This window comes from Nocardia vermiculata NBRC 100427, from assembly GCF_001613265.1.
GTDB classification, from domain to species: domain Bacteria; phylum Actinomycetota; class Actinomycetes; order Mycobacteriales; family Mycobacteriaceae; genus Nocardia; species Nocardia vermiculata.
Genome location: NZ_BDCA01000038.1, coordinates 1 through 23,857, shown reverse-complemented (window position 1 = coordinate 23,857; position 23,857 = coordinate 1). Strand labels below are relative to the sequence as shown.

Annotated in this window: 24 protein-coding genes; 12 read left to right on the top strand and 12 right to left on the bottom strand. The window is 66.4% G+C overall.

Going from position 1 to position 23,857, the window contains the following annotated elements; all coding sequences use genetic code 11:
- Positions 1–115: 115 nt before the first annotated feature.
- Positions 116–730 (top strand): SDR family oxidoreductase, encoded by a 615-nt coding sequence (locus tag NV2_RS27505; RefSeq protein ID WP_067880828.1) that lies wholly within the window; start codon positions 116–118, stop codon positions 728–730.
- Between the two features lie 92 nt (positions 731–822).
- Positions 823–1,470, top strand: a complete 648-nt coding sequence (locus NV2_RS27500; protein ID WP_067880743.1) for a pentapeptide repeat-containing protein — start codon at positions 823–825, stop codon at positions 1,468–1,470.
- Between the two features lie 13 nt (positions 1,471–1,483).
- Here the strand turns inward: NV2_RS27500 and yczE are convergent, their stop codons facing one another.
- Positions 1,484–2,107: a membrane protein YczE gene (gene yczE / locus NV2_RS27495; RefSeq protein ID WP_067880740.1), complete on the bottom strand. Its 624-nt coding sequence runs from the start codon at positions 2,105–2,107 to the stop codon at positions 1,484–1,486.
- A gap of 62 nt (positions 2,108–2,169) precedes the next feature.
- Positions 2,170–2,907, bottom strand: coding sequence for a VIT1/CCC1 transporter family protein (locus NV2_RS27490; protein ID WP_067880737.1), 738 nt, complete (start codon positions 2,905–2,907; stop codon positions 2,170–2,172).
- A gap of 66 nt (positions 2,908–2,973) precedes the next feature.
- On the opposite strand from NV2_RS27490, the gene NV2_RS27485 reads away from it, so the two are divergent.
- Entirely contained in the window at positions 2,974–3,624 is a 651-nt protein-coding gene (locus NV2_RS27485) for a class I SAM-dependent methyltransferase (protein WP_067880734.1), read from the top strand.
- On the opposite strand, the gene NV2_RS27480 is transcribed toward NV2_RS27485, so the two are convergent.
- Positions 3,621–4,571 carry an MBL fold metallo-hydrolase gene (locus NV2_RS27480; RefSeq protein WP_084475583.1) on the bottom strand — a complete coding sequence of 317 codons (951 nt, stop codon included), beginning with the start codon at positions 4,569–4,571 and terminating at the stop codon, positions 3,621–3,623. The two genes, NV2_RS27485 and NV2_RS27480, sit on opposite strands and share 4 nt — an antisense overlap.
- A gap of 4 nt (positions 4,572–4,575) precedes the next feature.
- On the bottom strand, positions 4,576–5,082 hold the full coding sequence (locus NV2_RS31815; protein ID WP_067880731.1) for a MarR family winged helix-turn-helix transcriptional regulator: 507 nt from the start codon (positions 5,080–5,082) through the stop codon (positions 4,576–4,578).
- 181 nt (positions 5,083–5,263) lie between these two features.
- Here NV2_RS31815 and NV2_RS27470 point away from each other — a divergent pair, with 181 nt between their 5' ends.
- Positions 5,264–5,839 carry a methyltransferase family protein gene (locus NV2_RS27470; protein ID WP_067880728.1) on the top strand — a complete coding sequence of 192 codons (576 nt, stop codon included), beginning with the start codon at positions 5,264–5,266 and terminating at the stop codon, positions 5,837–5,839.
- Between the two features lie 3 nt (positions 5,840–5,842).
- Here NV2_RS27470 and NV2_RS27465 read toward each other — a convergent pair whose 3' ends face one another.
- From NV2_RS27465 to ctaD, 3 genes are all read right to left on the bottom strand, one after another.
- Positions 5,843–6,322: a carboxymuconolactone decarboxylase family protein gene (locus tag NV2_RS27465; protein WP_067880725.1), complete on the bottom strand. Its 480-nt coding sequence runs from the start codon at positions 6,320–6,322 to the stop codon at positions 5,843–5,845.
- A 10-nt stretch (positions 6,323–6,332) separates the two neighbouring features.
- On the bottom strand, positions 6,333–7,427 hold the full coding sequence (locus NV2_RS27460; protein ID WP_067880722.1) for an NAD(P)H-dependent amine dehydrogenase family protein: 1,095 nt from the start codon (positions 7,425–7,427) through the stop codon (positions 6,333–6,335).
- 73 nt (positions 7,428–7,500) lie between these two features.
- Complete coding sequence (ctaD, locus tag NV2_RS27455; RefSeq protein WP_067880719.1) at positions 7,501–9,240, bottom strand: aa3-type cytochrome oxidase subunit I; 1,740 nt, start codon at positions 9,238–9,240, stop codon at positions 7,501–7,503.
- A 273-nt stretch (positions 9,241–9,513) separates the two neighbouring features.
- Between ctaD and NV2_RS27450 the strand changes: the two genes are divergently transcribed.
- The gene (locus tag NV2_RS27450; protein ID WP_067880716.1) at positions 9,514–10,284 is read left to right on the top strand and encodes an SDR family NAD(P)-dependent oxidoreductase; all 771 of its coding nucleotides are present in this window, start codon (positions 9,514–9,516) and stop codon (positions 10,282–10,284) included.
- 98 nt (positions 10,285–10,382) lie between these two features.
- Positions 10,383–10,865 carry a nuclear transport factor 2 family protein gene (locus NV2_RS27445; RefSeq protein WP_067880713.1) on the top strand — a complete coding sequence of 161 codons (483 nt, stop codon included), beginning with the start codon at positions 10,383–10,385 and terminating at the stop codon, positions 10,863–10,865.
- Positions 10,866–10,882: 17 nt separating this feature from the next.
- Here the strand turns inward: NV2_RS27445 and NV2_RS27440 are convergent, their stop codons facing one another.
- A complete protein-coding gene (locus NV2_RS27440; protein ID WP_067880822.1) occupies positions 10,883–11,893 on the bottom strand; it encodes an AraC family transcriptional regulator in 1,011 nt (336 codons plus the stop codon).
- A gap of 69 nt (positions 11,894–11,962) precedes the next feature.
- On the opposite strand from NV2_RS27440, the gene NV2_RS27435 reads away from it, so the two are divergent.
- Positions 11,963–13,435, top strand: a complete 1,473-nt coding sequence (locus tag NV2_RS27435; RefSeq protein ID WP_067880710.1) for a flavin-containing monooxygenase — start codon at positions 11,963–11,965, stop codon at positions 13,433–13,435.
- A 137-nt stretch (positions 13,436–13,572) separates the two neighbouring features.
- Positions 13,573–14,145: a methylated-DNA--[protein]-cysteine S-methyltransferase gene (locus tag NV2_RS27430; RefSeq protein ID WP_084475579.1), complete on the top strand. Its 573-nt coding sequence runs from the start codon at positions 13,573–13,575 to the stop codon at positions 14,143–14,145.
- Here the strand turns inward: NV2_RS27430 and NV2_RS27425 are convergent.
- From NV2_RS27425 to NV2_RS27420, 3 genes are all read right to left on the bottom strand, one after another.
- Positions 14,077–14,454 carry a hypothetical protein gene (locus NV2_RS27425; RefSeq protein WP_067880707.1) on the bottom strand — a complete coding sequence of 126 codons (378 nt, stop codon included), beginning with the start codon at positions 14,452–14,454 and terminating at the stop codon, positions 14,077–14,079. The two genes, NV2_RS27430 and NV2_RS27425, sit on opposite strands and share 69 nt — an antisense overlap.
- 274 nt (positions 14,455–14,728) lie before the next feature.
- The gene (locus NV2_RS31595; RefSeq protein ID WP_157103122.1) at positions 14,729–14,896 is read right to left on the bottom strand and encodes a hypothetical protein; all 168 of its coding nucleotides are present in this window, start codon (positions 14,894–14,896) and stop codon (positions 14,729–14,731) included.
- A 118-nt stretch (positions 14,897–15,014) separates the two neighbouring features.
- A complete protein-coding gene (locus tag NV2_RS27420) occupies positions 15,015–16,013 on the bottom strand; it encodes an acyl-ACP desaturase (RefSeq protein WP_067880704.1) in 999 nt (332 codons plus the stop codon).
- 214 nt (positions 16,014–16,227) lie between these two features.
- Here NV2_RS27420 and NV2_RS27415 point away from each other — a divergent pair, with 214 nt between their 5' ends.
- Entirely contained in the window at positions 16,228–17,472 is a 1,245-nt protein-coding gene (locus NV2_RS27415) for a KasA/KasB family beta-ketoacyl-ACP synthase (protein ID WP_067880701.1), read from the top strand.
- A 96-nt stretch (positions 17,473–17,568) separates the two neighbouring features.
- On the top strand, positions 17,569–19,437 hold the full coding sequence (fadD32, locus tag NV2_RS27410) for a long-chain-fatty-acid--AMP ligase FadD32 (protein ID WP_067880698.1): 1,869 nt from the start codon (positions 17,569–17,571) through the stop codon (positions 19,435–19,437).
- Positions 19,438–19,846: 409 nt separating this feature from the next.
- On the opposite strand, the gene NV2_RS27405 is transcribed toward fadD32, so the two are convergent.
- Positions 19,847–21,016, bottom strand: a complete 1,170-nt coding sequence (locus NV2_RS27405; protein WP_067880695.1) for a thiolase family protein — start codon at positions 21,014–21,016, stop codon at positions 19,847–19,849.
- Positions 21,017–21,155: 139 nt separating this feature from the next.
- On the opposite strand from NV2_RS27405, the gene NV2_RS27400 reads away from it, so the two are divergent.
- Entirely contained in the window at positions 21,156–22,757 is a 1,602-nt protein-coding gene (locus tag NV2_RS27400) for a hypothetical protein (RefSeq protein ID WP_245662802.1), read from the top strand.
- 40 nt (positions 22,758–22,797) lie between these two features.
- Positions 22,798–23,637, top strand: coding sequence for a DUF72 domain-containing protein (locus NV2_RS27395; protein ID WP_067880692.1), 840 nt, complete (start codon positions 22,798–22,800; stop codon positions 23,635–23,637).
- Positions 23,638–23,857: the final 220 nt, after the last annotated feature.

Below are 23,857 nucleotides of genomic sequence, written 5' to 3'. Positions count from 1 at the left end.
ACCGGGTTTTGAATTACTCGTCTACGAATATACGTCTACGAGTATGTCTGTGGCAAGAGCTGTTCACCGCGAGATCCACACGCGGCTGCCCGGTATGCCGATATCGTGGTTCGTCGTGCGAATCTTTGTTGCGGGCGCGACCGGAGTTCTGGGCGCCGGCCTGACGCCCCTGCTGATCTCGGCCGGATTCGAGGTTGCGGGGATGACCCGCTCGGCCGGAAAAGCGGCGCTGCTGCGGGAGTCGGGTGCCGAACCGATCGTGTGTGACGTCTACGACGCGGCCGCCCTCGAGCAAGCGGTGCGCCGCTGTGCTCCCGATCTGGTCGTGCATCAGCTCACCGACCTGCCCGACGATGCCGCCGAGTTGGCCGCCGGACGGGCCGCCAACGCGCGCATGCGCCGGGAGGGCACGGCCAATCTCATCGCGGCCGCACAGGCCGCGGGCGTGAAACGCTTTGTGGCACAGAGTGTTGCCTGGCAGCTGTCGGGCGACGGAAAGGCGGCCGTGGAGTATCTCGAGGAGTCGGTGCTCGGAATCGGCGGAGTGGTGCTGCGCTACGGCCAGTTCTACGGCCCCGGCACCTACTATCCCGATGCGTCGGCGCTGCCCGATCCGCCGCGTATCCATGTCGCGGAGGCCACCGCCCGCACCGTCGTCGCGCTCGAACTGGCATCCGGGGTCTACTCGGTCACCGAGGACAGCCGGATGGATTTCGAACCGGTGCAATGATTTCCGGATCCGATCCGGCGGCGGTGGACGGGCCCGGAGCCACGCGACGCCGTGGCCCGGTCGGTGTCGGTGACGGCGTCTAGGGTGCAGGAATGCCCCGCGACCTCACCGACCTGCCCTATGCCGCCGCTCTCGCCCAGCTGGACGAACCCCTCGCGCCGGACGAGGAATACCGGCACGTGCTGGTCGACGGTACCGCGGTCGACCAGATCTGGGCGGGCGGGTCGGAGTTCACCGAATCCGCGTTGACCAACGTGGTCTGCACCGGTGGTAGCGTGCAGCAGAGTCGGCTGTCCGAGGTGTGGATGCGAGGCGTGCGCTGGATCGGTCTCGACGCGTCCGAAACCAGGTGGACCGATGTCGAAATCGTCGACTCGGCGTGGTCGGGGGTGGTGGCCGTCGACGCGCGGTTGCGCAGGGTGCGGTTCGAAGGCTGCAAATTCGAATCGGTGAACTTCCGGGCGGCGAAACTGCAGGAAGTCAGCTTCGTCGACTGTGTGCTGCGCGATACCGACTTCTCCAGGGCCGGTCTGCGCCGGATCTCGTTTCCCGGGTCGCGGCTCGAGGGAGTCGCGCTGCACGGGGCCGCGTTGCAGGATCTGGATCTGCGCGAGGCGGTGACCTTGGACCTGATCGGCGACATCGGTGCGTTGAAGGGTGCGGTCATCACCACCGGACAGCTGATGGATCTGGCCCCTGCGTTCGCACGAGCAGCGGGAATCATCGTGAACGACAACTGATGTCCCGTCGGCGTCAGGGGGCTGCGACCGGCTGTGGCGTGGGGGCCGGCCGGAATCCCGGGAGCCGGCGGTCGACCAGGGGGATCAGCAGCTGGATCAGCGGGCCGATGCCGAAGGCGTAGACGAAGGTGCCCACGCCCACGCTGCCGCCCAGCAGCCAGCCGGTGCTCAGCACGGTCGCCTCGATACCGGTGCGAATTGCCCACACCGGGTATCCGGTGCGCGCCATCAGCCCGGTCATCAGACCGTCGCGCGGGCCCGGTCCCATGCCCGCTCCGATGTAGAGCACCGTGGCGACCGCGTTGAGCGCGACGGCCGCGACCATTGCCGCAATCCGCACCGGCAGGTCGTGGAGTTCGGGCAGTAGCCACAAACCCGCGTCGACCGATACTGCGATCACGACCACGTTGCTCACGGTGCCCAGGCCGGGACGTTGCCGCAGCGGAATCCAGGCCAGCAGCACCGCGAGCCCGGTAACCGCCGTGACGGTGCCGAAGCTCACCGGAACGTGCGCGGCGACACCCTGATGGAAGACATCCCAGGGGTCGAGTCCGAGCGCGGCCCGGATCATGACGGCCATCGAGAACCCGTACAACCAGAGTCCGGCATAGAGCGCACACAATCGGCGGAACAGCATTCGGCCAGTATGTCGACAACTGGACTTCAAATCTACGGCCAGTTGATCGCTAGTGGACTCTTCTACTGCGACACTCCCGGTATCTGCCCGATCGCGTAGGTCACCGCCATGGCCAGCGCCCCGCCGATCACCACCCGCGGGACGGCGCGCAGCCTGCTACTGCCACCGAGCCGGGCGCTGAGCGAGCCGGTCCCGGCCAAAGCCAGCAGTACCGCCGCGAAGGTCACCGGAATTCGCCATGTAGCCGGCGGTAGCAGAATCGCCAGCAGTGGCAGCAGTGCACCGCAGGTGAATGCGATTGCCGAGGAGATGGCCGCTTGCCACGGATTGGTCAGCTCATCAGGGTCCAGTTTCAGCTCGACCTCGGCATGGGCGGCGAAGGCATCGTGGTCGGTCAGTTCGCGGGCGACCTGTGCCGCGGTCGTGTCGGACAAGCCCTTGTTCCGGTAGAGCTGGGTCAATTCGGCGAGTTCGTAGTCGGGATCGGCGGCCAGTTCACGTTTCTCCTGTGACAGCAGGGCCCGTTCACTGTCGCGCTGAGTGCTGACCGAGACGTATTCACCGACCGCCATCGACAGCGCCCCCGCCACCAGCCCCGCCACGCCGGCGGTGAGGATCGGTGTGGTCTCGGCGGTCGCCGAGGCGACACCCACCACCAGACCGGCAGTCGAGACGATGCCGTCGTTGGCGCCGAGCACCCCGGCACGCAACCAGTTCAATCGCGAAGCCACACCTTGGCCGTGTGGTTCGTGCGGGTGCTTCCACGTCCCGGAGTCCTGCGTGCGGTCGGAGTCGTCCACACCGTGCAGAATATGTCGTCGACCGGGCAATGCGGTGGACCTGCGCGCCTGCGCGGCATCGGTAGCATGCCCAGGGTGAACTCGATCGTCACCCGTGCCATGTCCACGGTCGCCGCGCAGCTGGGCGACCCCCACGGCCTGCTGGGCAAGGGCGTGGCCCTGATGCTCAACCGCACCAATCGTTTCGCGGTCGAGGCCGCGGTCGAGGCGGCCGGGGTCCAGGCGGGTCAGGCGGTGGCCGATATCGGGTTCGGCGGCGGTGTCGGATTGTCGTTGCTGCTGCGGCGGGTCGGTGCCGCCGGCACCGTATACGGCGTGGAGATCTCACCGGATATGGCCGCGCGTGCCAGGTCCCGGTTCACCCGTGACATCGGTACCGGTGGTCTGCGCGTGGTCGAGGGTGGCCTCACCGACCTACCGCTCGCCGAGGCGAGCCTGGATGCGGCGATCACGGTGAATACGGTCTATTTCGTGGCGGACCTGGACCGGGCCTGTGCCGAACTGGCTCGGGTCGTGCGCCCGGCAGGCCGGGTCGTGATCGGCATCGGTGATCCCGAAGCCATGGCCCGGATGCCGTTCACCGCCACCGGATTCCGGCTGCGTCCGCCCGCGGAGGTAGCGGCCGCGCTCGAGCGCGCCGGGCTGGTGACCGAGCACCGACGTCTCGAGCGGCAGCCGATTCCGGTGCACCTGCTGATCGGCCGATCCGGTCGTTAGGACACGGGGCGGATCGCCGGTAGGGCGGCGAGTTCGATATCGCGGCTCACGGTGGCGATCTCCTCGGGTACCGCGGCCAATCCGATATCGAGAGTGAAGCCCTGCGGGGCGTCGAGCGGCCGCAGAAAATCGTCGTAGTGCATCGGCACCACGGTCGCCGGCCGCAACTTCGGCAGGATGCGCCGCCAGTAGTCCGGCGTCACCGATCGTCCTGCCACCCCGGCCAGAAATATGTCCACCTCGTGCCGGCGGAGTGCGTCGTCGACGAGGTCCGCACTGCCCTGGTGATAGATCTCGATCCCCGCCACCTCGATATGAATCCCCCAGGTCTGCCCACAGCCGTACGCCATCGGTGCCAGCCCGGCCAGCGATTCGCAGCAGGTGTCGCCCGGGGCGGGAACGGCGAGCCCGAACGGAATCTTCGAATGCACACTCGGCACGAAGTTCACCGTGAACGGCCCCAATTCGTAGCGCTGGTACGGCTCCACCACCACGCTGCGATCGCCGAGCCCGTGCAGTGCCATCAGATTCCGCACCGACCGCGAGCCGTAGACCGAGCACCCGGCGCGGCGCGCGATTTCCGGCGCGTCCAACGCGTGATCCCAATGACCGTGTCCCACCACGATTCCCGCGACATTGCCCGGATCGGGGAGATACCGGTCCAGGACCGTGGGATCGGGCAGGGCGGTACGGCGGCGCACGATCGTCGACAGCGGTATCCGGCTCAGAAACGGGTCGATCAGCAGGGCTACGCCCTGGAAGGTCAGCCGGTAGCCGGCGGTGCCGAGCCACTCCAGCTGCAGTCCGGCCGGCAGCGACAGTGTCCGCGATTCCAGCTCGCTCAGCACCTGCGCGTCTTCGCGGTCGCGGGCGCTCTTACGCAGCAGATATCGGGCGTAGCCGGCGGTGTGCCGGAGCGGATCGAGCGCGGTGGCAAGGGTGGACATCGATCTATTGTGCGCGCTCGTCGTGCCACGACGGCCTGCTCACTCGTGCCGGGGGCGGATCGGGGAACCCCGGCGATCCGCCGATCACCTTGTGCAGGGCCGTGGCGAGGATTTTCAACTCTCCGTCCGGCAGGCCGGCGAAATGCTGATCGATGGCCGCGCGGTGGTGCGGGGTGGCTTCGTGCAGGCGCTGCCATCCGGCGGTGGTGATGGCGACGTAGGCCGATCGGCCGTCGGCGGGATTGCTTTCGCGACGGACCAGATCGCGCCCCTCCAATTCGCCCACCAGCCGGCTGACCCGGGTCCGGCTCAGCACCATGCGCTCACCGAGATCACTCATCCGAAGATGTTGTGTGCCCGACAGTTCGACCAGCATGTCGTACCAGCTCGCGGGTAACCCGGTCACCCGGCGCAGTTCGGAGTCCAGCTCGGGTCCCAGGTCCATGTAGATCCGTTGCAAAGCCCGCCAGACCTGGACGGAGGCCGGCGCGGGGCTCGCGGACTCGGGCACGTCGCCGATCCTAGCGGTCCCGGCGAGCCGACGGTGCCATGCGAGTGGCGGGCGGTGGCGCATGCGCGACAACGCGTACCGGGGTCGAATTCCGGGACATCCCCGATGCAGCCGAGTCCCGATCCGGTGTCTAGTCGTATGTGCAGGGGTCGTTCGGCGTCGACGCATGAGGAGGATCGTGATGGATGCGGCAGTGGTCGTCACCTGGATATGGCTGATCTTCGAGATCGGGCTGGCCCTGCGGGATCGGGCCCGTGGCAAGGGCGCGACCGCGCGCGATCGCGGCACTCGCACCGTCATCATGATTCTCGTCGCGGTATCGATCGTGGTGGCGAATGTGGTGGCCATCGCCTTACCCGCCGGCAGCGATCTGAGATTCGACGAATCCGGTCCTGTCGTGTGGCAGGTGATCGGTGTCGCCCTGATGCTGCTCGGCCTGGCGGTACGGATCTGGGCCATCGCCGTGCTGGGCTCGGCGTTCCGCACCACGGTGGAGGTCGATCCCGATCAGGCCGTGGTCGATCGCGGCCCCTACCACTGGGTGCGCCACCCTTCCTACAGTGGAGTTCTGCAGCTCACCATCGGCTTCGGAATTGCCGCCGGGAACTGGATCTCGTTGCTGCTCGTGACCATCGTGCCCGCCCTCGCGTTCCTGCGCCGGATCGTGGTGGAGGAGAAGGCGATGGTCGAAACGCTGGGCCGGGCGTACGAGCAGTATCGCGCTCGCACCAGGCGGCTCGTGCCCGGCGTGTGGTGATGGTCAGTGGCCGGGCAGCACACATACCGTATCCAGTCCCAGCACCCGGTTGAGACGCCCGAACGCCAGCCAGGAACCGATACACATACTCAGCTCGACGATTTCGGCCTGCGTGTAGTGCGCGGTCATCCGCGTCCAGAATTCGTCGTCGAGATTGTGATGGTCGACCGCGTAGCGCTCGGCGTATTCGGCGGCCAGCCGGGTCCGCTCGTCGAAGGCTGCGGTGGTGCGCCAGTCGGTGACGGCCTGATCGAAGTCGGCCTCGACTTTCCTGCCGTCGCGTTCGGTGCGGTAGTCCTGGCAGAACAGACAGCCGTTGATCTGGGCGATCCGTAGCCGTGCGGCCTCGAATTCGCGTAGGCCGAGTGTGGTGTCGGAGTACACCGCCAGGGAGAACTTCGAGGCCGCGACTCCGATACCGGGGACCATCTCGCCCCATACATAGGAGATCGGGTCCTTACCCTCCGGAACGTCGATGATCATGCTGTGTCCTTTACTCGTGCGGTGCTTTTCGCGGTTCGATGCCGAACAGTCCGGGCGCCGGGCGCAGCGGGACATCGAGTGCGTCGTAGAGACCGGGCTCGGCGGCGGCCAGCCATTCGATGGCGTTGACGAGCCGGGCCACGGCCGTGGCGTTTCCGCCGGCGGCGCGGTTTCCGCCCTCGGTCTCGGCGGCCACGGTCACCTCGATCCGCGGGTCGCCCTCGAGTACGACCCGATGCGCGCCGGCCCCGTCCGGTGGCAGGGGCCAATCCGTCGCGCAGTCCGGATGGATACGGGTGATGTGCTCGATGATCAGACGCGGCTGCCCGCCGACGATGCCCTGGACCTCGAAACGCACCGCCCCCTGAGTGCCCGCCTCGAATTCCCCCATCGCCGCGGTGTGCACCGTGGTGTCGAGGGCCCGGCGGTCCAGCGTCTCCCGGATCTCGTCCAGTTCGACACCGAGCCCCCGGGCCAGCAGCCGGAGCTGTCCGCCCCACACCATGGTCGGCACGCCGGGGGCGGTCATCGGGGGGACATAGTCCATCGGCTGCCCCATGCCGACCAGGTAGCGCACCGAATCGGGCTGGTCGTAGGTGGTGTAGTCGAAGATCTCCTGGCAGCGGATCGTGTCGATGCGGCGGCCCAGCCCGCTGAGCAGCAGCGGCAGCACATCGTTACCCCATCCCGGGTCCACGCCGGAGACGAACAGTGAGCCACCACCGGAGTCGATCGCTGCGGTCACCGGGTCGCGGAGTTCCGCGGGTGCGTGGCGCGGGTCGTAGAGCGCGTACAGCGCAGGGGTGACGACGACGACACCGGCCCGCAGCAGGGAGACGATATCGCGCAGGGCGTCATCGGGTCGGATATCACCAGAGGCGGCGTAGACGACGGCGCGTGGTGGGCGGCGCAGTATGTCGTCGATATCGGCGGTGGCTACGACACCGAGGGTGCGATCGAGTCCGGCGAGGTGGCCGGCATCGCGGCCGACCTTGTCCGGATTATGAACCAGCACTCCGGAGAGCGTCAGCGCCGGATGTGCGTCCACGGCGCGAATGGCGGCCCGGCCGACATTGCCGGTGCCCCAGACGAGCGTCGAAATCATCTGTCACAGGCTAGCGAGTGGTTCGATCCACGGTGGGTGTTTTGCGTGTTGTGCACTGATGAGCCGAACGAGTTCAGGACGTCGTGGTCGCCTTGTCCTTCGCCGGATCGGGTTTCGGTGTGCCCCAGCCGACGTGCGATTCGGCTCGCATCCGATCCGACATGTGCGGATAGTGCAGTTCGAAAGCCGGTCGCTCCGAACGGATCCGGGGCAGTTCGTAGAAGTTGTGCCGCGGGGGCGGGCAGCTCGTCGCCCACTCGAGCGAGTTGCCGTAGCCCCACGGATCGTCCACGGCCACGACCTCGCCGTAGCGGTAACTGCGGAAGACGTTCCAGACGAAGGTCACCATCGACAGTCCGAGGATGAACGAACCGATCGTGGATACCGTGTTGAGCGTGGTGAAGCCGTCGCTCGGCAGATAGTCGGCATAACGCCGCGGCATACCTTCCGCGCCCAGCCAGTGCTGGACCAGGAAAGTGGTGTGGAATCCCAGGAAGGTCGTCCAGAAGTGGATCTTTCCGAGCCGCTCGTTCAACAGCCGGCCGGTGAGCTTCGGGAACCAGAAGTAGATCCCGGCGAAGGTGGCGAACACGATGGTGCCGAACAGGACGTAGTGGAAATGGGCGACGACGAAATAGGTGTCGGTGACGTGGAAGTCCAGGGGCGGGCTGGCGAGGATCACGCCCGACAGGCCACCGAACAGGAAGGTGACGACGAAACCGAGCGACCACAGCATGGGCGTTTCGAAGGTCAGCTGGCCCTTCCACATGGTGCCGATCCAGTTGAAGAACTTCACTCCGGTGGGGACGGCGATCATGAAGGTCATGAACGAGAAGAACGGCAGCAGCACCGCGCCGGTGGCATACATGTGGTGCGCCCAGACCGCCGCCGACAGTGCCGCGATCGAGATGGTCGCGAAGACCAATGTGGTGTAGCCGAACACCGGTTTCCGGCTGAACACCGGGATGATCTCGGTGATGATCCCGAAGAAGGGCAGCGCCACGATATAGACCTCGGGATGGCCGAAGTACCAGAACAGATGCTGGTACAGCAGCATGCCGCCGTTGCCCGCGTCGAAGATGTGACCGCCCATATGGCGGTCCACCAGCAAGCCCATCAGTGCGGCGGTCAGCAACGGGAAGGCCAGCAGGACCAGAATGCTGGTGACCAGGATGTTCCAGGTGAAGATCGGCATACGGAACGGCGTCATGCCGGGGCAGCGCAGGCAGACGACCGTGGTGATCATGTTGACCGCGCCCAGAATGGTGCCGACGCCGGACAATGCGACGCCCATGATCCAGAAATCGCCGCCGACACCGGGGGAGTGCACGATGTCCGACAGCGGCGTGTACGCCGTCCAGCCGAAGTCGGCGGCGCCGCCGGGAGTGATGAATCCGGCGGTGGCGAGGGCGGCGCCGAACAGGTAGAGCCAGTAGCTGAGTGCGTTCAGGCGAGGGAAGGCCACGTCGGGCGCCCCGATCTGCAACGGCAGGATGCAGTTGGCGAATCCGAACACGATCGGCGTGGCGTAGAACAACAGCATGATCGTGCCGTGCATGGTGAACAGCTGATTGAACTGCTCCGGGGAGAGGAACTGCAGTCCCGGTCTGGCCAGCTCGCCGCGCATCAGCAACGCCATCAGGCCGCCGATCAGGAAAAACGTCATCGAGGTCACGATGTACATGACGCCGAGAAGTTTCGGATCGGTGGTGTTGACGATCGTCCAGATCTGCGAACCCTTCGGCGCTACCCGCCTGGGATAGGGCCGCTCGGCCTCGATCTCGGCGGCGCGGCGAGACGGTGCTCTTGTCACAGTTCCTCCTCGAGCCCAACCATGTTCGAGTGTGGCACCGCGACAAGATCAAATGGTCCGAATGCCGCCGTGCGCCCGGTTTGTCCGATCGGTTGTGATCTGCGGAAACAGACCTATGCTCCCACGGAATTCCGGGTTCGGCAGTAGCACCGCGCGATCAATCCGGCATGCGCAACCGGGCGTCGCGGTGGGCTGCTGCAGTGTGCTGCCGAACAAGCGCTTGGCCGGTTAGTATGGCGGCAGTTTCAGCCACCCATTCGAGGAGATTTCGCCATGGAGCGTTTCGCCGATCGCCGTGTCTTGATCACCGGCGCCGGATCCGGCATCGGCCGGGCCACCGTGCATCGTATTCTGTCCGAGGGCGGCACCGTGGTCGGCGCCGATGTCAACGATGCGGGACTGGCCGAGACGATGCAGCAGGCCGCCGAACAAGGTCGTGCGGACCGGTTGAGCACCGTGGTCATCGATATCTCCGACGAGGATTCGGTGCGGGCCGGCGTGGGCACGGCGCTGGAAACGCTGGGTGGACTGGACGCGCTGGTCAATGCCGCCGGCATCCTGCGCTCCGCGCACACCCACGAGATGCCGCTCGCGGACTGGAACCGGATCATCACCACCAATCTCACCGGCACCTTCCTGATGATCCGGGAATCGCTGCCGGCGCTGTTGGAATCCGGCCGCGGCGTGATCGTGAACTTCGCCTCCACCTCCACCTATTTCGCGCATCCGTACATGGCCGCCTATGCCGCGTCCAAGGGCGGCATCATGTCGATGACGCATGCGCTGGCCGTCGAATACGGCAAGCAGGGCCTGCGTGCCGTGGCGGTGGCGCCCGGCTCGATCTCCAGCGATATGACCGACGGCCGGGGGCCGGGGCTGCCCGAGGACGCCGATTTCGGGCTGTTCACCAAACTCATGCCGATACTCGGCCAGGGATTCGCCGCGCCCGACACCGTCGCCGGTGTCGTCGCGATGCTGGCCTCCGACGACGGTGCGTTCATCACCGGCACCGAGGTGCGCATCGACGGCGGTACGCACGCCTGACCGGCGTGCAGTCCCGGTGACCGGTCGACCCCGGTTGCCGGGGCGGAACGTGTTCTATTCTGCTGGCGGAGCCGGGTCGACATCAGGAGGTGGCAGCGGTGGATCTCGTTGCGTTGGAAGAGATTCGTTCATTGAAATACCGCTATCTGCGGACGCTGGATTTGCGTAAATGGGACGAATTCGCCGATACCCTCGCCGTGGACATCGTCGCGGACTACGGATCCCCGTCGGGTGGGCGGCCGCTGCAGTTCACCGGTCGTGACGCCGTCGTCGAATACTTGAGCGGCGCGATGTCGGGCACGATGATCACCTCGCATATCGCGAACCATCCCGAAATAGCGATCGACGGTGACACCGCGTCCGGCAGTTGGGCGATGGAAGATACGGTCATCGTCCCCGATTACAAGGTGTGGATCCGCGGTGCGGCCTACTACCGCGATACCTACCGCCGCGAGGCCGACGGTCGTTGGCGCATCACGAGCACCGGCTATCAGCGCACCTACGAGGCGATCGTGCCGCTGAGCTCCATCGAGGGGTTCTCCCTCGTCGCGAGCATGTGGGATCCGAGCATCAAGCACTGATCTGGGCCCGGCCGTGATCACGGTCGCGCTCGGCCCCGCCGCACCGCGGTGGGCGTGGTACTCCACCAGCGCCGCGCGCACCGGGTCAGTGTGGCCTGCTCGGCCAGACCGAGCAGTGAGGCGATCTGGCTCATCGGCAGGTCCGTGGTGGTCAGATAGCGCCGCGCCTCGCTGCGGCGCACCTCGTCGACGATCGCGGCGAAGCTGGTCTGCTCGGTTGCCAGGCGGCGCTGCAAGGTGCGTGGATGGACGGCCAGCAGCCGTGCCACCGAACCTATCCCGGGCGCCGTGGTGCCCAGCAACTGCTGCACGGCCGCCCGCACCCGCGGCACCGTCTGCGCGCCGGCGTCGCCGGCCTGTTCGGCCAGGAACGCCATTGCCAGCCGGCGCAGATTCTCGTCGCCGCCGGCGATCGCTCGATGTGTGAGGCTGCTCGGAATCCGCAGTACGGCAGCGGGCCGCTCGAAACGGACCGGGGCGCCGAAGAAATCCTCGTATGCCGCACGTGGCGCCGGGGGACGGTAGGGCAATTCCACCGAGCGCAAGCCGTACGGGCCGTCGACCAAACGGATCAGCGTGCGATGCAGAAAGCCCAGGCCCACGTCGGTGCCTTGGACCAGGGTCGGCAGCCCGGGGTGTACGCCGTAGTGCAGGGCCGTGATTCCGCGTTCGCCGTACGGGTCCGGCTCGATGGCCAGCCGCAGCGAACGCGCATGGACGAACAGATAGCGTGAGGTGCATTCCAACGCGTCGGCAAGGGTGGGGGAACTGCGAATCGCCAAGGCCAGCGGGCCCAGCATCCCCAGATCCTGCCGGGCCGCGATACGCAGGCCAAGGTCGGGGCAGTCCAGTCGGTCGGCGGCCACCTCGAAGGCGATCGCCATCGCCTGATCCGATACCAGCAGATCGTCGGCGTCCAGCGCCGCGACCGGCAGGCCGGAGGCCGTGGCGTATTCCTCCGCGTTACCGCCCAATTCGGCCACGGTCGCTCGGAATCCGCGCAAACCGGCGGATCTGATCACCGACATGTCATCCAGAGTCAAATACTTGTCGTGCAAAGTCAAGAAACCGGCCGCAGTTGGCAGCACACTGGAACCATGACCGCTGCTGGTGAATATGTCGATGTCGTGATCGTGGGTGCCGGGCTGTCCGGAATCGGGGCCGGCTACCGCGTCCAGACCGAACTGCCGGGGAAGTCGTATGCGATCCTCGAGGCACGCGAATCGCTGGGCGGCACCTGGGATCTGTTCCGGTACCCGGGGGTTCGCTCGGATTCGGATATGTTCACCCTCGGTTACCCGTTCGAGCCGTGGCGCGATGCGAAATCCATTGCCGACGGGCCCTCGATCCTGCGCTACATCACCGAGACGGCCCGGCGGCACGGCATCGACGAGAAGATTCGTTTCGGTACGAAAGTGGTTGCGGCGCAGTGGTCGAGTGCGGCCTCGAGGTGGACTCTCACTGTGCGGCAGGGTGCCGAGACTCGCACCCTGAGCTGCCGTTTCCTGTACTCGTGCGCCGGTTACTACGACTACGACCAGGGGCACGCGCCCGACTTCCCGGGGGTCGAAGACTTTTCCGGAACCATGGTTCATCCGCAGTTCTGGCCGGCGGACTTCGACTACACCGGCCGGAAGGTCGTCGTGATCGGGAGTGGGGCCACGGCCGTGACCCTGGTTCCGGCCATGGCCGAGCAGGCGGAGCAGGTGACCATGTTGCAGCGCTCGCCGACCTGGATTTCCGCGGTGCCCGGTCGCGACAAGCGGGCCGACCGGATTCGCGAACTGCTGCCGCCGAAGCTCGCGCACCGGGTGATTCGAATCAAGAACATTCTGTTCAACGTCGGCTTCTACCAGTACTGCCGACGTCGCCCGCAGGCCGCGCGCGCCCTGCTCACCGGATTGACCACCCGAATCCTGAAGGACGAGAAGCTGGTCGCCGAGCATTTCACCCCGGAATACAACCCGTGGGATCAGCGCCTGTGTGCGGTGCCCGACGCCGATTTCTTCAAGGCCATGCGCAAGGGCAAGGCCGAGGTTGTCACCGATCACATCGATACGTTCGTCCCCGAAGGGATCCGGTTGAAGTCCGGCCGGGTGCTGCAGGCCGATGCCGTGGTCTCGGCCACCGGGCTGAAACTTCTCGCCTTCGGCGGTATCTCGCTGGAGGTCGACGGCGTGCCGGTGGAGCTGTCGGATCGTTTCGTCTGGCAGGGGACGATGCTTACCGGCGTCCCCAATTTCGCGGTCTGCATCGGCTACACCAATGCGTCGTGGACGCTGCGCGCCGACCTCACCTCGCGGCTGGTGTGTAAGGTGATCGCCCATATGGACCGGCGTGGTTATCCGGCGGTCGCGCCGGAACCGGAGACCGGACTCGACGAACGGCCGCTACTCGATCTCGCCGCGGGCTACATTCAGCGCTCCATCGGGGACTTCCCGCGCCAGGGCGATCGGCATCCGTGGAAGGTTCGGCAGAACTACCTGCTGGATTCGGCCACCACGCTGCGGACGAATCTGGACAAGACGCTGAAACCGGTTCGGCGGACGCCGGTACTGCAGAACGTGTGAGCTGTCGACGCCGGCAGTGGCGCGAGCGAGGGTAGGGCCAGGCGAGGCCGTCGGGTCTGATGTCTGATTTCCGCCGGTATTCGCTGCCGCACTCCGGAAGATTGGGGTATGGGAATCGAATACCGGAAGGATCAGCGATGACGGTCTACACGACCATGTCGAGTCCGCTCGGCGAACTTGTGCTCGCGGGTGAAAGAGCCCCGGCCGGAACGGTGTTGTCGGCGTTGTCCGTCGCGGGATCCGGGTCGGCGGTGGTCGTCGGTACGCAATGGGCCCGCGACGATGCCGCGTTCGCCTCGGTCCGCGATCAGCTGGATGCCTACTTCGCCGGGGAACGGACCCGATTCGAGGTGGACTACGCCGTCGGGGGCAGTGAATTCCGGCGCCGCGTCTGGCAGGCGCTGGACGAAATACCGTACGGCCGAACCACTACCTACGGGAGGATCGCCGAGCGGATCGGTGCCCCGAGGGCCGCGGTCCGGGCGGTCGGTGCTGCAATCGGCGCGAATCCGGTTCTGATCGTGCGGCCCTGCCACCGCGTGATCGGTGCGAACGGGAGCCTCACCGGTTATGCCGGCGGCCTCGCCGGCAAGCGAAGGTTGCTGGAACTCGAGCACGGTACCGTCGCGCGTCAGCCGTCGTCAGTGGCTGCGCTGCCGCCGTGCGATGGGCGTCCGGTACGGACCGATGTGCCGATGTACCAGCTGTAATGCAGCCAGCAGAATCAGTGAGAAGCCGGTCGCCAGATAGTCACCGGTGAACACCCCCAGGATCGCCAGACCGCCGAATACCGGTAGTTCCAGCCAGGAGCACCACCCCAACAGCCGGAATCGGGTGGCATGGGAGTCGAGCCAGGCCAGCCCGTCGTCCACGATATCGGCGGCGGTGTCGAACTCGACCATCCCGTCACCGACCTGAACGAACCGGTGCACTGCCTGTTCACGGCTGATCCGCCCCAGCCACGCCTCGTCGATGAGCCGCTTACCTTCGACCGCAACTTCCGTGATCACCGCGTCCATGCTGCGGATCCCTTTCCAATTGGATCCGCAGAGTGTACGCGCCCGTCCCGGTGTTCTCACGCACCGAAACTCGCGTAAGTCGTCCGTCGGTTCCGCAGTGGTGCACGATCCGCGCGCCCCGTGAATCGCACTGTGCAGGTGTCCGTCTCGCGACGACCCGCGCACATCGGGTATCGCGAGGGTGCTGGTGGACTACGCTGCGGGGCCCGTTGGCCGAGCCGAACGAACCGCCCCACGCGACAACGATTTCGCGGGGGACGGCGGTATCCGGTGGTCAGCAATGGTCGAGTCGGTTACCCACCCGGGCCATCACCGCGCGCACCCGGGCCCGGCGTTCCGGGTCGCCTGCCCGGAATTCGACGTGCACGGCGGGGTGAGGTGCGTCGATCAGCGCCACGGTTTCGGTATCCGTGGGGCGTTCGGCGCGGGGTGAAGCGGTCATATCTCCCAGTGTGCACCCAGGGCTATTTTCTGGCAATGTGTTCTGGCGCTCTGCCGGGTTCGAAACCAATTCGAAATGCTCGGGGATACAGTCGCTTACACCACCGGACCACGGTGAATCAGGCGCGCGAGCTCACCAGATCGCGTTTGCGGGCCTCGCGGGCCAGGGCCCGATCGCGCTGTTCTTCGAAACGCGCACAATCGGTTCGCAACTTCTCCAGGAACTCTCCGAGCGTATTGCGGGCGCGATCGCCACGGGAGGTGAAGTCGTTGCGATCGAAGACCTTCCACTTGCGCAGCACGGGCAGCACCACCTCGTCCAGGTGCTGGCGCAGATCGTAGATACCGTGTTTGGCCATCAGCACGCCGTTGCGCCGCCAGTCCGGCATTCCCGCCCCCGGCATCTGGAAATGGCACACGATATCGGTGATCGCCTCGACGGCTTGGTCCGGGGCCAGATCCAAAGCCGCGCCGCACATGTTGCGGTAGAAGATCATGTGCAGGTTCTCGTCGGCGGAGATGCGCGCGAGCATCCGGTCGGCGATCGGGTCGTCGCAGACCTTGCCGGTGTTGCGGTGTGACACACGGGTGGCCAGTTCCTGGAAGGTCACATAGGCGACCGAGTGCAGGAAGCCGGTGTCGGCGATATCGGCGGGGCTGGCCTTGCCGCTGTCGCGGACCAGTTTCATCGCGTCGTAACCGTTGGTCATATGGATCATCCGGGCTCGTTCCAGTGCCACGGGATCGACTCCGCGGGTCACCACGAGGTAGTCGCGGATGGCGATACCGTGGCGGTTCTCCTCGGCGGTCCAGCGGCCGACCCAGGTGCCCCAGGCTCCGTCGGTGGAGAAGTTCTCGGCGATTTCGCGGTGATACGAGGGCAGATTGTCCTCGGTCAGCAGATTGGTGATCATGGCGGCGCGGGCGACCTCGCTCAGCCGTGACTGCGCGGGGTCCCAGTCGACGCCGCCGAGCGCGGCGAAGTTGTGTCCCCGGTCCCAGGGGACGTAATCGTGCGGGTGCCACTGCTTGGCCATCGACAGGTGGCGGTCGACGTTGCTCGCCGCCACGGGTTCGAGCTCCAGCAGCAGTTCGAGCTGGGTGAGATTCCTGACCACGATGATGCCTTCCTCGTTGTGGATCGCGGTGCGACGCTGCGGGAAGAAACCGGTACAGTGCAGACACGACCGGGTCGCCAGGGTGGCAGTAGGGTGCAGCCGGTCGAGTTCGCCTCGCTAATGTAGCCGCTCCACCGCCACCGTTGTCGCTTCAGCTTGTATTCGCCGCAGTGTTGCCCGTTTCGCAGTGTGCCTCGTCGAAAGTGAGCCGAGAATGACGGTTTCCAGCCGTGTTCGCTATCGCGATGTCGTCGTGACCAGTCTGGCCGCGACCACATCGATCGCAGGTGATGTCGACTCCACCTGGAAGGGTCTATTGAACGGTGAGAGCGGGATCGATGTGCTCGACGACGGGTTCATCGACCAGTTCGAACTGCCGGTGCGGATCGGTGGGCATCTGGAGGTGGCCCCCAGCAGCGCACTGTCCCGTGAGGAGAGCCGCCGGCTGTCCTACGTCGAGCAGATGGCGCTGGTCCTGGGCCGGGAGGTATGGAGCAACGCCGGTGCGCCGGAGGTTGATCCGGTCCGGCTGGGTGTCTCGGTGGGTACCGGCCTGGGCGGGGCGGAGGCGCTGATCGACGTCAAGGACAAGATGGCCAACGGTGGCTATCGGCGGGTGTCTCCACTGGCGGTGCAGATGATCATGCCCAACGGCCCGGCCGCGGTGACCGGCCTGGAACTGGGTGCCAAAGCCGGTATCGCAACGCCGGTCTCGGCGTGCTCGTCCGGTTCGGAGGCGATCGCGAACGCCTGGAAGATGATCGTCATGGGTGATGCCGACGTGGTCGTCACCGGGGGCGTGGAAGGGTCGATCCAGGCCGTGCCGATTGCCGCCTTCACCATGATGCGTGCGATGAGCACCCGCAACGACGACCCGAAGCGCGCCTCGCGCCCCTTCGACACCGATCGCGACGGTTTCGTCTTCGGTGAGGCCGGCGCGATGATGGTGCTCGAGTCCGAGGAACACGCCAAGGCGCGCGGCGCCACCATCCACGCCCGGTTGCTGGGCGCCGGGGTCACCTCCGACGGCTTCCATCTGGTCGCCCCGGACCCGGAGGGAAAGGGCGCGGCCCGGGCGATCACTCGCGCGCTGCAGACCGCCGGTCTGTCGAAGGCCGACGTGACACATGTGAACGCCCATGCCACCGCCACCCCGATCGGTGATACCTCCGAAGCCCGTGCCATCGCGGCCGCGGTCGGCAATCATGCCTCGGTATACGCGCCGAAATCGGCGCTCGGGCATTCCATCGGCGCGGTCGGGGCGCTGGAGTCGGTCCTGACCGTGCTGTCCATTCGCGACAGTGTCGTACCGCCCACCTTGAACCTGGACAACCAGGACCCGGAGGTCGATCTGGACATCGTGAAGGGCCAAGCCCGGGCGGGACGGATCGATTACGCGGTCAACAACTCCTTCGGATTCGGCGGCCACAATGTGTCGCTGAGTTTCGGACGCTACTGAGCTCCATCGTCGAGGCACCGGCCGTGGCCGGGCTCGGCGTCGATCCGGGTATTCGGTGTCATCGCACGACGCGGTCGTGTGTGAAAAGGATAGGGAATGATCGGCGAGACCTTCGATGACTATCTGGACGAAAGCGGCAATATCAGGATTCTGGGTGATGCGACCCTGATCGATTTCGTCGACAAACACAGCGCGGCCAACGGAGATGAGCTGGCCTACCGCTATATCGACTACTCGCGCGAGCGCGAGGGTGAGTATCACGAGCTCACCTGGCGGCAGTTCGGCGCCCGCCTGCGGGCGGTGGCGGCGCGCTTGCAGCAGGTCACTCGGCCGCGTGACCGGGTCGCGATCCTGGCACCACAGGGCTTGGACTATGTGGTGTCGTTGTTCGCGGCCGTGTACGCGGGCAATATCGCCGTGCCGCTGTTCGACCCGGACGAGCCGGGGCACACCGACCGGTTGCACGCGGTACTCGGCGACTGCCGCCCGACCGCGATCCTGACCGCCAGTTCCGCCGCGGCCGGGGTGCGTGAATTCTTCCGCGCCATGCCCGCCGCCCAGCGGCCGCGGGTCATCGCCGTGGACGCGATCCCGGACAGCATCGGCGCGAGCTGGACCGAACCGGATATCACCGTCGACAGTGTGGCTTATCTGCAATACACCTCGGGTTCCACGCGTACTCCGGCGGGTGTGGAGATCACCCATCGATCGGTCGGCACCAATTTGCTGCAGATGATCGATGCGCTCGGGATCGACGAGAACGCGCGGGGGGTCACCTGGCTGCCGCTGTTCCACGATATGGGGCTGCTGTGCGTGATCCTGCCCGCGATCGGCGGCAAGTTCATCACCATCATGTCGCCGAGTGCGTTCGTGCGGCGGCCCTACCGCTGGATCAAGGAACTGGCTGCGGCCTCCGACGGCGCCGGAACCTACGCCGCTGCGCCGAATTTCGCCTTCGAACATGCGGCGGTGCGAGGCCGGCCGAAGCCGGAGGACACTCTGGACCTGTCCAATGTGATCGGTCTGATCAACGGCAGCGAGCCGGTGTCGGTGGCGTCGATGGCGAAATTCAACGACGCCTTCATGCCGTACGGACTGCCCAAGACGGCGATCAAACCGTGCTACGGAATGGCCGAGGCCACCCTGTTCGTCTCCGCCACCCGGCGCGACGACGCCGCACGGGTGATCTACGCCGACCGAGCACGCCTCAACGCCGGACATCTGGTCGAGGTGGATCCGGATGCGGAAAACGCTGTGGCGCAAGTGTCGTGTGGATATGTCGCGCGCTCGCAGTGGGCGGTGATCGTCGGCACCGACGGCGCCGAACTGCCGGACGGGCAGGTCGGTGAGATCTGGCTGCACGGGGAGAACATGGGCATCGGCTACTGGGACCGGGCCGAAGAGACCGAGGCCACGTTCCACAACGTTCTCACCGCTCGACAGCTCGCCGGCAGCCATGCGGAAAATGTTGCTCCACAAGCTCGATGGATGAGCACCGGCGATTACGGCGTGTACTACGACGGGGAGCTCTACATCACCGGCCGGGTCAAGGACCTGGTGATCGTCGACGGCCGCAACCATTACCCGCAGGATCTCGAGATGTCGGCGCAGGAGAGCTCGCACGCGCTGCGCCCGGGCTTCGTCGCGGCATTCTCGGTGCGTGCCGACGAACTGCCCGCCGATGCCGGCCCGGATTCGGCCTCGAGCTCCGAACACCTGGTCATCGTGGCCGAACGCGGCTCGGGTGCAGCGAAACTCGATGCGGCACCGGTGGCGGAGGCGGTGCGGGCAGCGATTTCGGCCCGGCACGGCGTGACGGTGCGGGAATTACTGTTGGTGCCCGCCGGATCGATTCCACGGACCTCGAGCGGCAAGATCGCGCGGCGTGCGTGTAAGAACGCCTATGTGACAGGCACACTGCGCGGCGGTCACCGGCAACAGGCCTTTCCCGACGCCGAAGACTAGGCGCGGCAGCAGATCAGGCGAGCCCGCACCAGGGAATGCGTCCGAATGTCCTGGGGGCAACGGGTTGTCCGGTACTTGTCCCTCGGCACCGATCGGTTGGTGGAGTTACCGTATAGCTACACCAGCATTAAGAATCGGGACGGGGCATGTCATGGAGTTGTCGGTTGCTGAACTTATTGTGGTGATGGCACATTCGGCGCCCACTCGACCACTGACCGTGGAACGCGCACATCAGGTGATGCAGATGCATTCCGATTGCTCGACCAGCTGCTGCGATATCAAGCAGGCAGCCTTCGACGCGTTGGTAACCGCCGGGCATCTGGTGCCCGACAGTTGCCGGCGGAGGTAGCGGGCAGCCGGTCGGCGCCATTCGGGGACGTCGACCGGCTTTCGCTGTAGGGCCGCTCGGTCAGCCGAGCCGTTCGAGGATCGTTGCGTTCGCCAGCCCCCCGGCCTCGCACATGGTCATCAGGCCGTACCTACTCTCGGTCTGTTCGAGGTGGTTGACCAGGGTGGCGAGGATGCGCACACCGGAGGCCCCCAGCGGGTGACCGAGGGCGATGGCCCCACCGCGTGGGTTGAGCTTGTCCGGGTCGGCGCCCAGCTCGTGTGCCCACACCAGCGGTACCGGGGCGAAGGCCTCGTTCACCTCGTAGGCGTCGAGATCGTCGATCGACAGGCCGCCCCGCTCGAGTGCCTTGCGGGTGGCGGGCACGACCGCGGTCAGCATGAGCAGCGGATCGTCACCGGTGACCGCGAAGGAATGGAAGCGTGCGCGTGGGCGCAGGCCCAGCGCTTTGGCGGTCTCCTCGCTCATGATCAACGCCGCGGAGGCGCCGTCACTCAACGGCGACGAGTTGCCCGGTGTGATCGACCAATTGATCTCCGGGAACCGGGCGAGGTATTCGTCGTCGGCGAAGGCCGGCAGTAGCCCGGCCAGGCCGTCCACCGTGGTGGTCGGGCGAATGGTCTCATCCGAGGTCAGGGTGCCGGCGGGAACGATCTCGCGGGCGAAGCCGCCCGTCGCGGCGGCATTCGCGGCCAGCCGGTGTGACCGGGCTGCGAATTCGTCGAGAGCATGCCGGTCGAACTTCCAGCGTGCCGCGATGACCTCGGCGGAGATCCCCTGCTGTACAAGGCCGTCCGGGTACCGATGGGCAATGGGCCCGCGATTGGCGTCGGCGCCTTGGCCGTTGGAGAACATCGGGACCCGCGACATCGACTCCACCCCACAGGCGATGGCGATGTCGTACGCGCCCGCCATCACGCCCTGGGCCGCGAAATGCGCGGCCTGCTGACTGGAGCCGCACTGGCGGTCCACGGTGGTCGCGGGCACCGACTCCGGGAAGCCGGCCGCGAGCACGGCGGTGCGTGCGATATTGAACGCCTGTTCGCCACTCTGGGTGACGCAGCCGGCGATGACATCGTCGACCAGCGCGGGGTCGAGATCGTTGCGCGCGACGAGGTCGGACAGCACTCCGGCCAGCAGTGTGGCCGGATGAACCTCCGACAGACCGCCACCGGTTTTTCCCTTACCGGACGGGGTCCGGACGACGTCGACGACGACTGCGGTGGTCATAGCCACTCCGATCGTTGAAAGTTACTCGCTGTTCTCGTATAAGTTAACACCGATTCGCATATTCGCCGTAGCGGGCCGGGGGATGGGGTGGTGCCGGGTCCGGCCTCCGCATCGCCGGCATGCTGGGCGGCGGCACGATATGGCAGACTCGGCACGCACGATGCGGCCGGTCGACGACCGTGTGGACGGTGATGCGGGAGTTGCGATGGACAGTGCGTTGAGCACGATCGAACAGCAAGTGGCCGACCACCGCCGAGAGGCTGCGCAGCAGCGCACGGCCGAGGCCGAGCTCCGTTTGGCGGCCTCACTGTGTGAACTGGCCCGGGCCTGCCTGAGCACCAAGGGTGAGCCGTCCGGGGAGACGTCCGGATCCGATCGTGACCGTGCACCTGCTGCACTCGAGCCGGCCCAGGAAGCGGCATTGATCCGGCTGCGCTGGCTCACCGCCGGCCACGTGACCGCACAGTTCGCGGGCCAGGTCACCGAGGCGCTGCGCCTGTTCGAACAGGCGGCGCGCACCATCGGGCATCGGGAGCTCGCGACAGCCACGATTCGCCAGGCCTGCGATGCGTATCACCAAGTGGCGCAGAATTACCCGATGGCGGCGGGGGTGTGTGCCGACGGGCTGTCGAAGTGCGGCGTATGGCTGTGTCGTTTGGATCCGGAATCGGCGATCGCGGCCAGCGCGGAGGCGGTGCGCATCCGTGCCGGCCTGTTCGCCGGAAATCCGGATCAGGCCGGTCGCTATCTGGCCAGCCTCAATATGCTGCTGCGCACCTTGATGATCGGCCGCTCACGTAAGCCCGCGCTGGCGATGTACCGCGAGCGCTATTCGGCGTGGACCACACCGGAGATGACCACCCGGTTGCGGGAGACGCCGATCGAGGAGCTCGAGTTCACCAGCAAGACTATGGCAGCACTGGTGAAATTGGACTGCCCGACGCTGGAGCGGGCGGGATATCTCACCCAGCAGCAGATCCTGTACCAGACCTCCGGTGATCTGACCACCATCGAGGAGATCAACTGGAAGCTCGGACTGGTCGGGCTCAAACCGCTGGCCGCCGGGGCGCTGGCGGATCCGCCCTCCAAGCCGGTGGAGATCGCCACCTCCTACGGTGCGCTCGCGGTGCGGTGTGCCTCGGCCGACGGCGTGGCCCGGGTGCGCGCGGCGGTGCTGGAGGCCTATGCCGCCGCCGGCGCCACCCCGGTGGACAGCTCCGGGTTCGCCGGAGTGGGTGAAGCCCACTGGCATATGCCCGATCCCGTCGTCAACACCGATCCGGAACTCGGCGACGACGTGGTGCTGGTGCACCGTTCGGGTGGTAGCTGGGTGTCGGTGACGAGCCTGTTCTGGGAGCTGACTCCGACCGGTAGGAATCCGCTGGCGCTGGCGTTGTCCCGGCAATGGCCGGTGGTAGCGGTGAACACCATCGAGAACCTGTCCTACGAATTGTGCTGGTACGCCGACGGAGCGGCGCGCCAGTATGCGGCGCTGGGCCGGCCGGCCGGTCAGGAACCGCTGGAAACACCCCTGGCGCCACTGGATTTCGCGACCCTTGCCGACTATGGCGCGGACTATGCCTCCGAAACACAGGTGCGCGCGGCCTTCGGGAATTCCGCGATGTTCGCGAAACTGACCGATCTGCCCGGGAGCGGAATCCGCCAGGCCGCACAGGCGCGGGCGCTGGCCGATTACGGCGATCAGGTCGTGTTCTTCCGCAAGGAGGCCGGGAACAGCTGAGGCGTAACGGCTGTCGGCTGCACCGGTTACCGTCGAGATCATGAAGCTGTCCGTGGGATGTGCGCAGTGGACGCACGACGCGTGGCGCGCGTACCAGCCGGACGCGCGTCGCCGGCTGGCCGGATACGCCGAGTACTGCACCGCCGTCGAGGGCAACACCACGTTCTATGCGACGCCCGGCCCGGGCACGGTCGCCTCGTGGGCGCGTCAGACTCCGGAGGATTTCCGCTTCGTGCTCAAGCTGCCGAAAACCGTGACTCACGAACGCCGGATGCGGGGTGCGGAGGCAGAGCTCGAGGCGTTTCTGACCGCGATCGAACCGCTGGGGCCGCGCGTGCACGCACTGTGGGTCCAGTTGCCGGCCTCGTTCGGTCCGGGTGATCTCGGTGTGCTCGCCGGGTTGCTGAACCGGCTGCCGCGGCGCTATCGGTGTGCGGTCGAAGTGCGCCACCGGGCGTTCTTCGTCGATCCCGAGGCCGCCGACCGGTTGGAATACGTTCTCGCGCGGACCGATACGGAGTGGATTCCTTTCGACACCACCACGCTGTTCGCGGCACCTGCGGGAAGTCCGGGGGAGCATGAGGCATGGGCGAAGAAGCCGCGGCTGCCCCGCCGGGTGCGGGCGCTGAGCGAGTATCCGATCGTCCGGTACCACGGCCGTGACGATACGGCCGCGACCGTCGCCGGATGGGAGCCGTGGGTTCGGACGGTGGTCGACTGGTTGCGCGAGGGGCGGTCGCCGACCGTATTCGTCCACACCCCGGACAATGCGAATTCATTGCTGTTGGCCCGCCGCTTCTACGAGGACGTGCGATCCGCGGGTGCGGCGGTGCCGGCGCTGCCCGAACCGGCGCCGACCGAGCCGATGACCTTGTTCTGAGGGGGCGGAGTGCACCTGTCGGGCGTATGTATAGTTGGCGCCGGCAACTATTCGTTCGACTGAACAAGTCGGCGAATCGGTGCACCGGATCTTCTCTGCTCGACTGCGGTATCGAATCAACACTGTGACGTCCGAACCGAATCAGGGCTTGATATGACCACTTCGACCACCCGTGAGCCGGCGTCGTCCGCCCCGGGGGATGTGCCGGACACGTACCTGT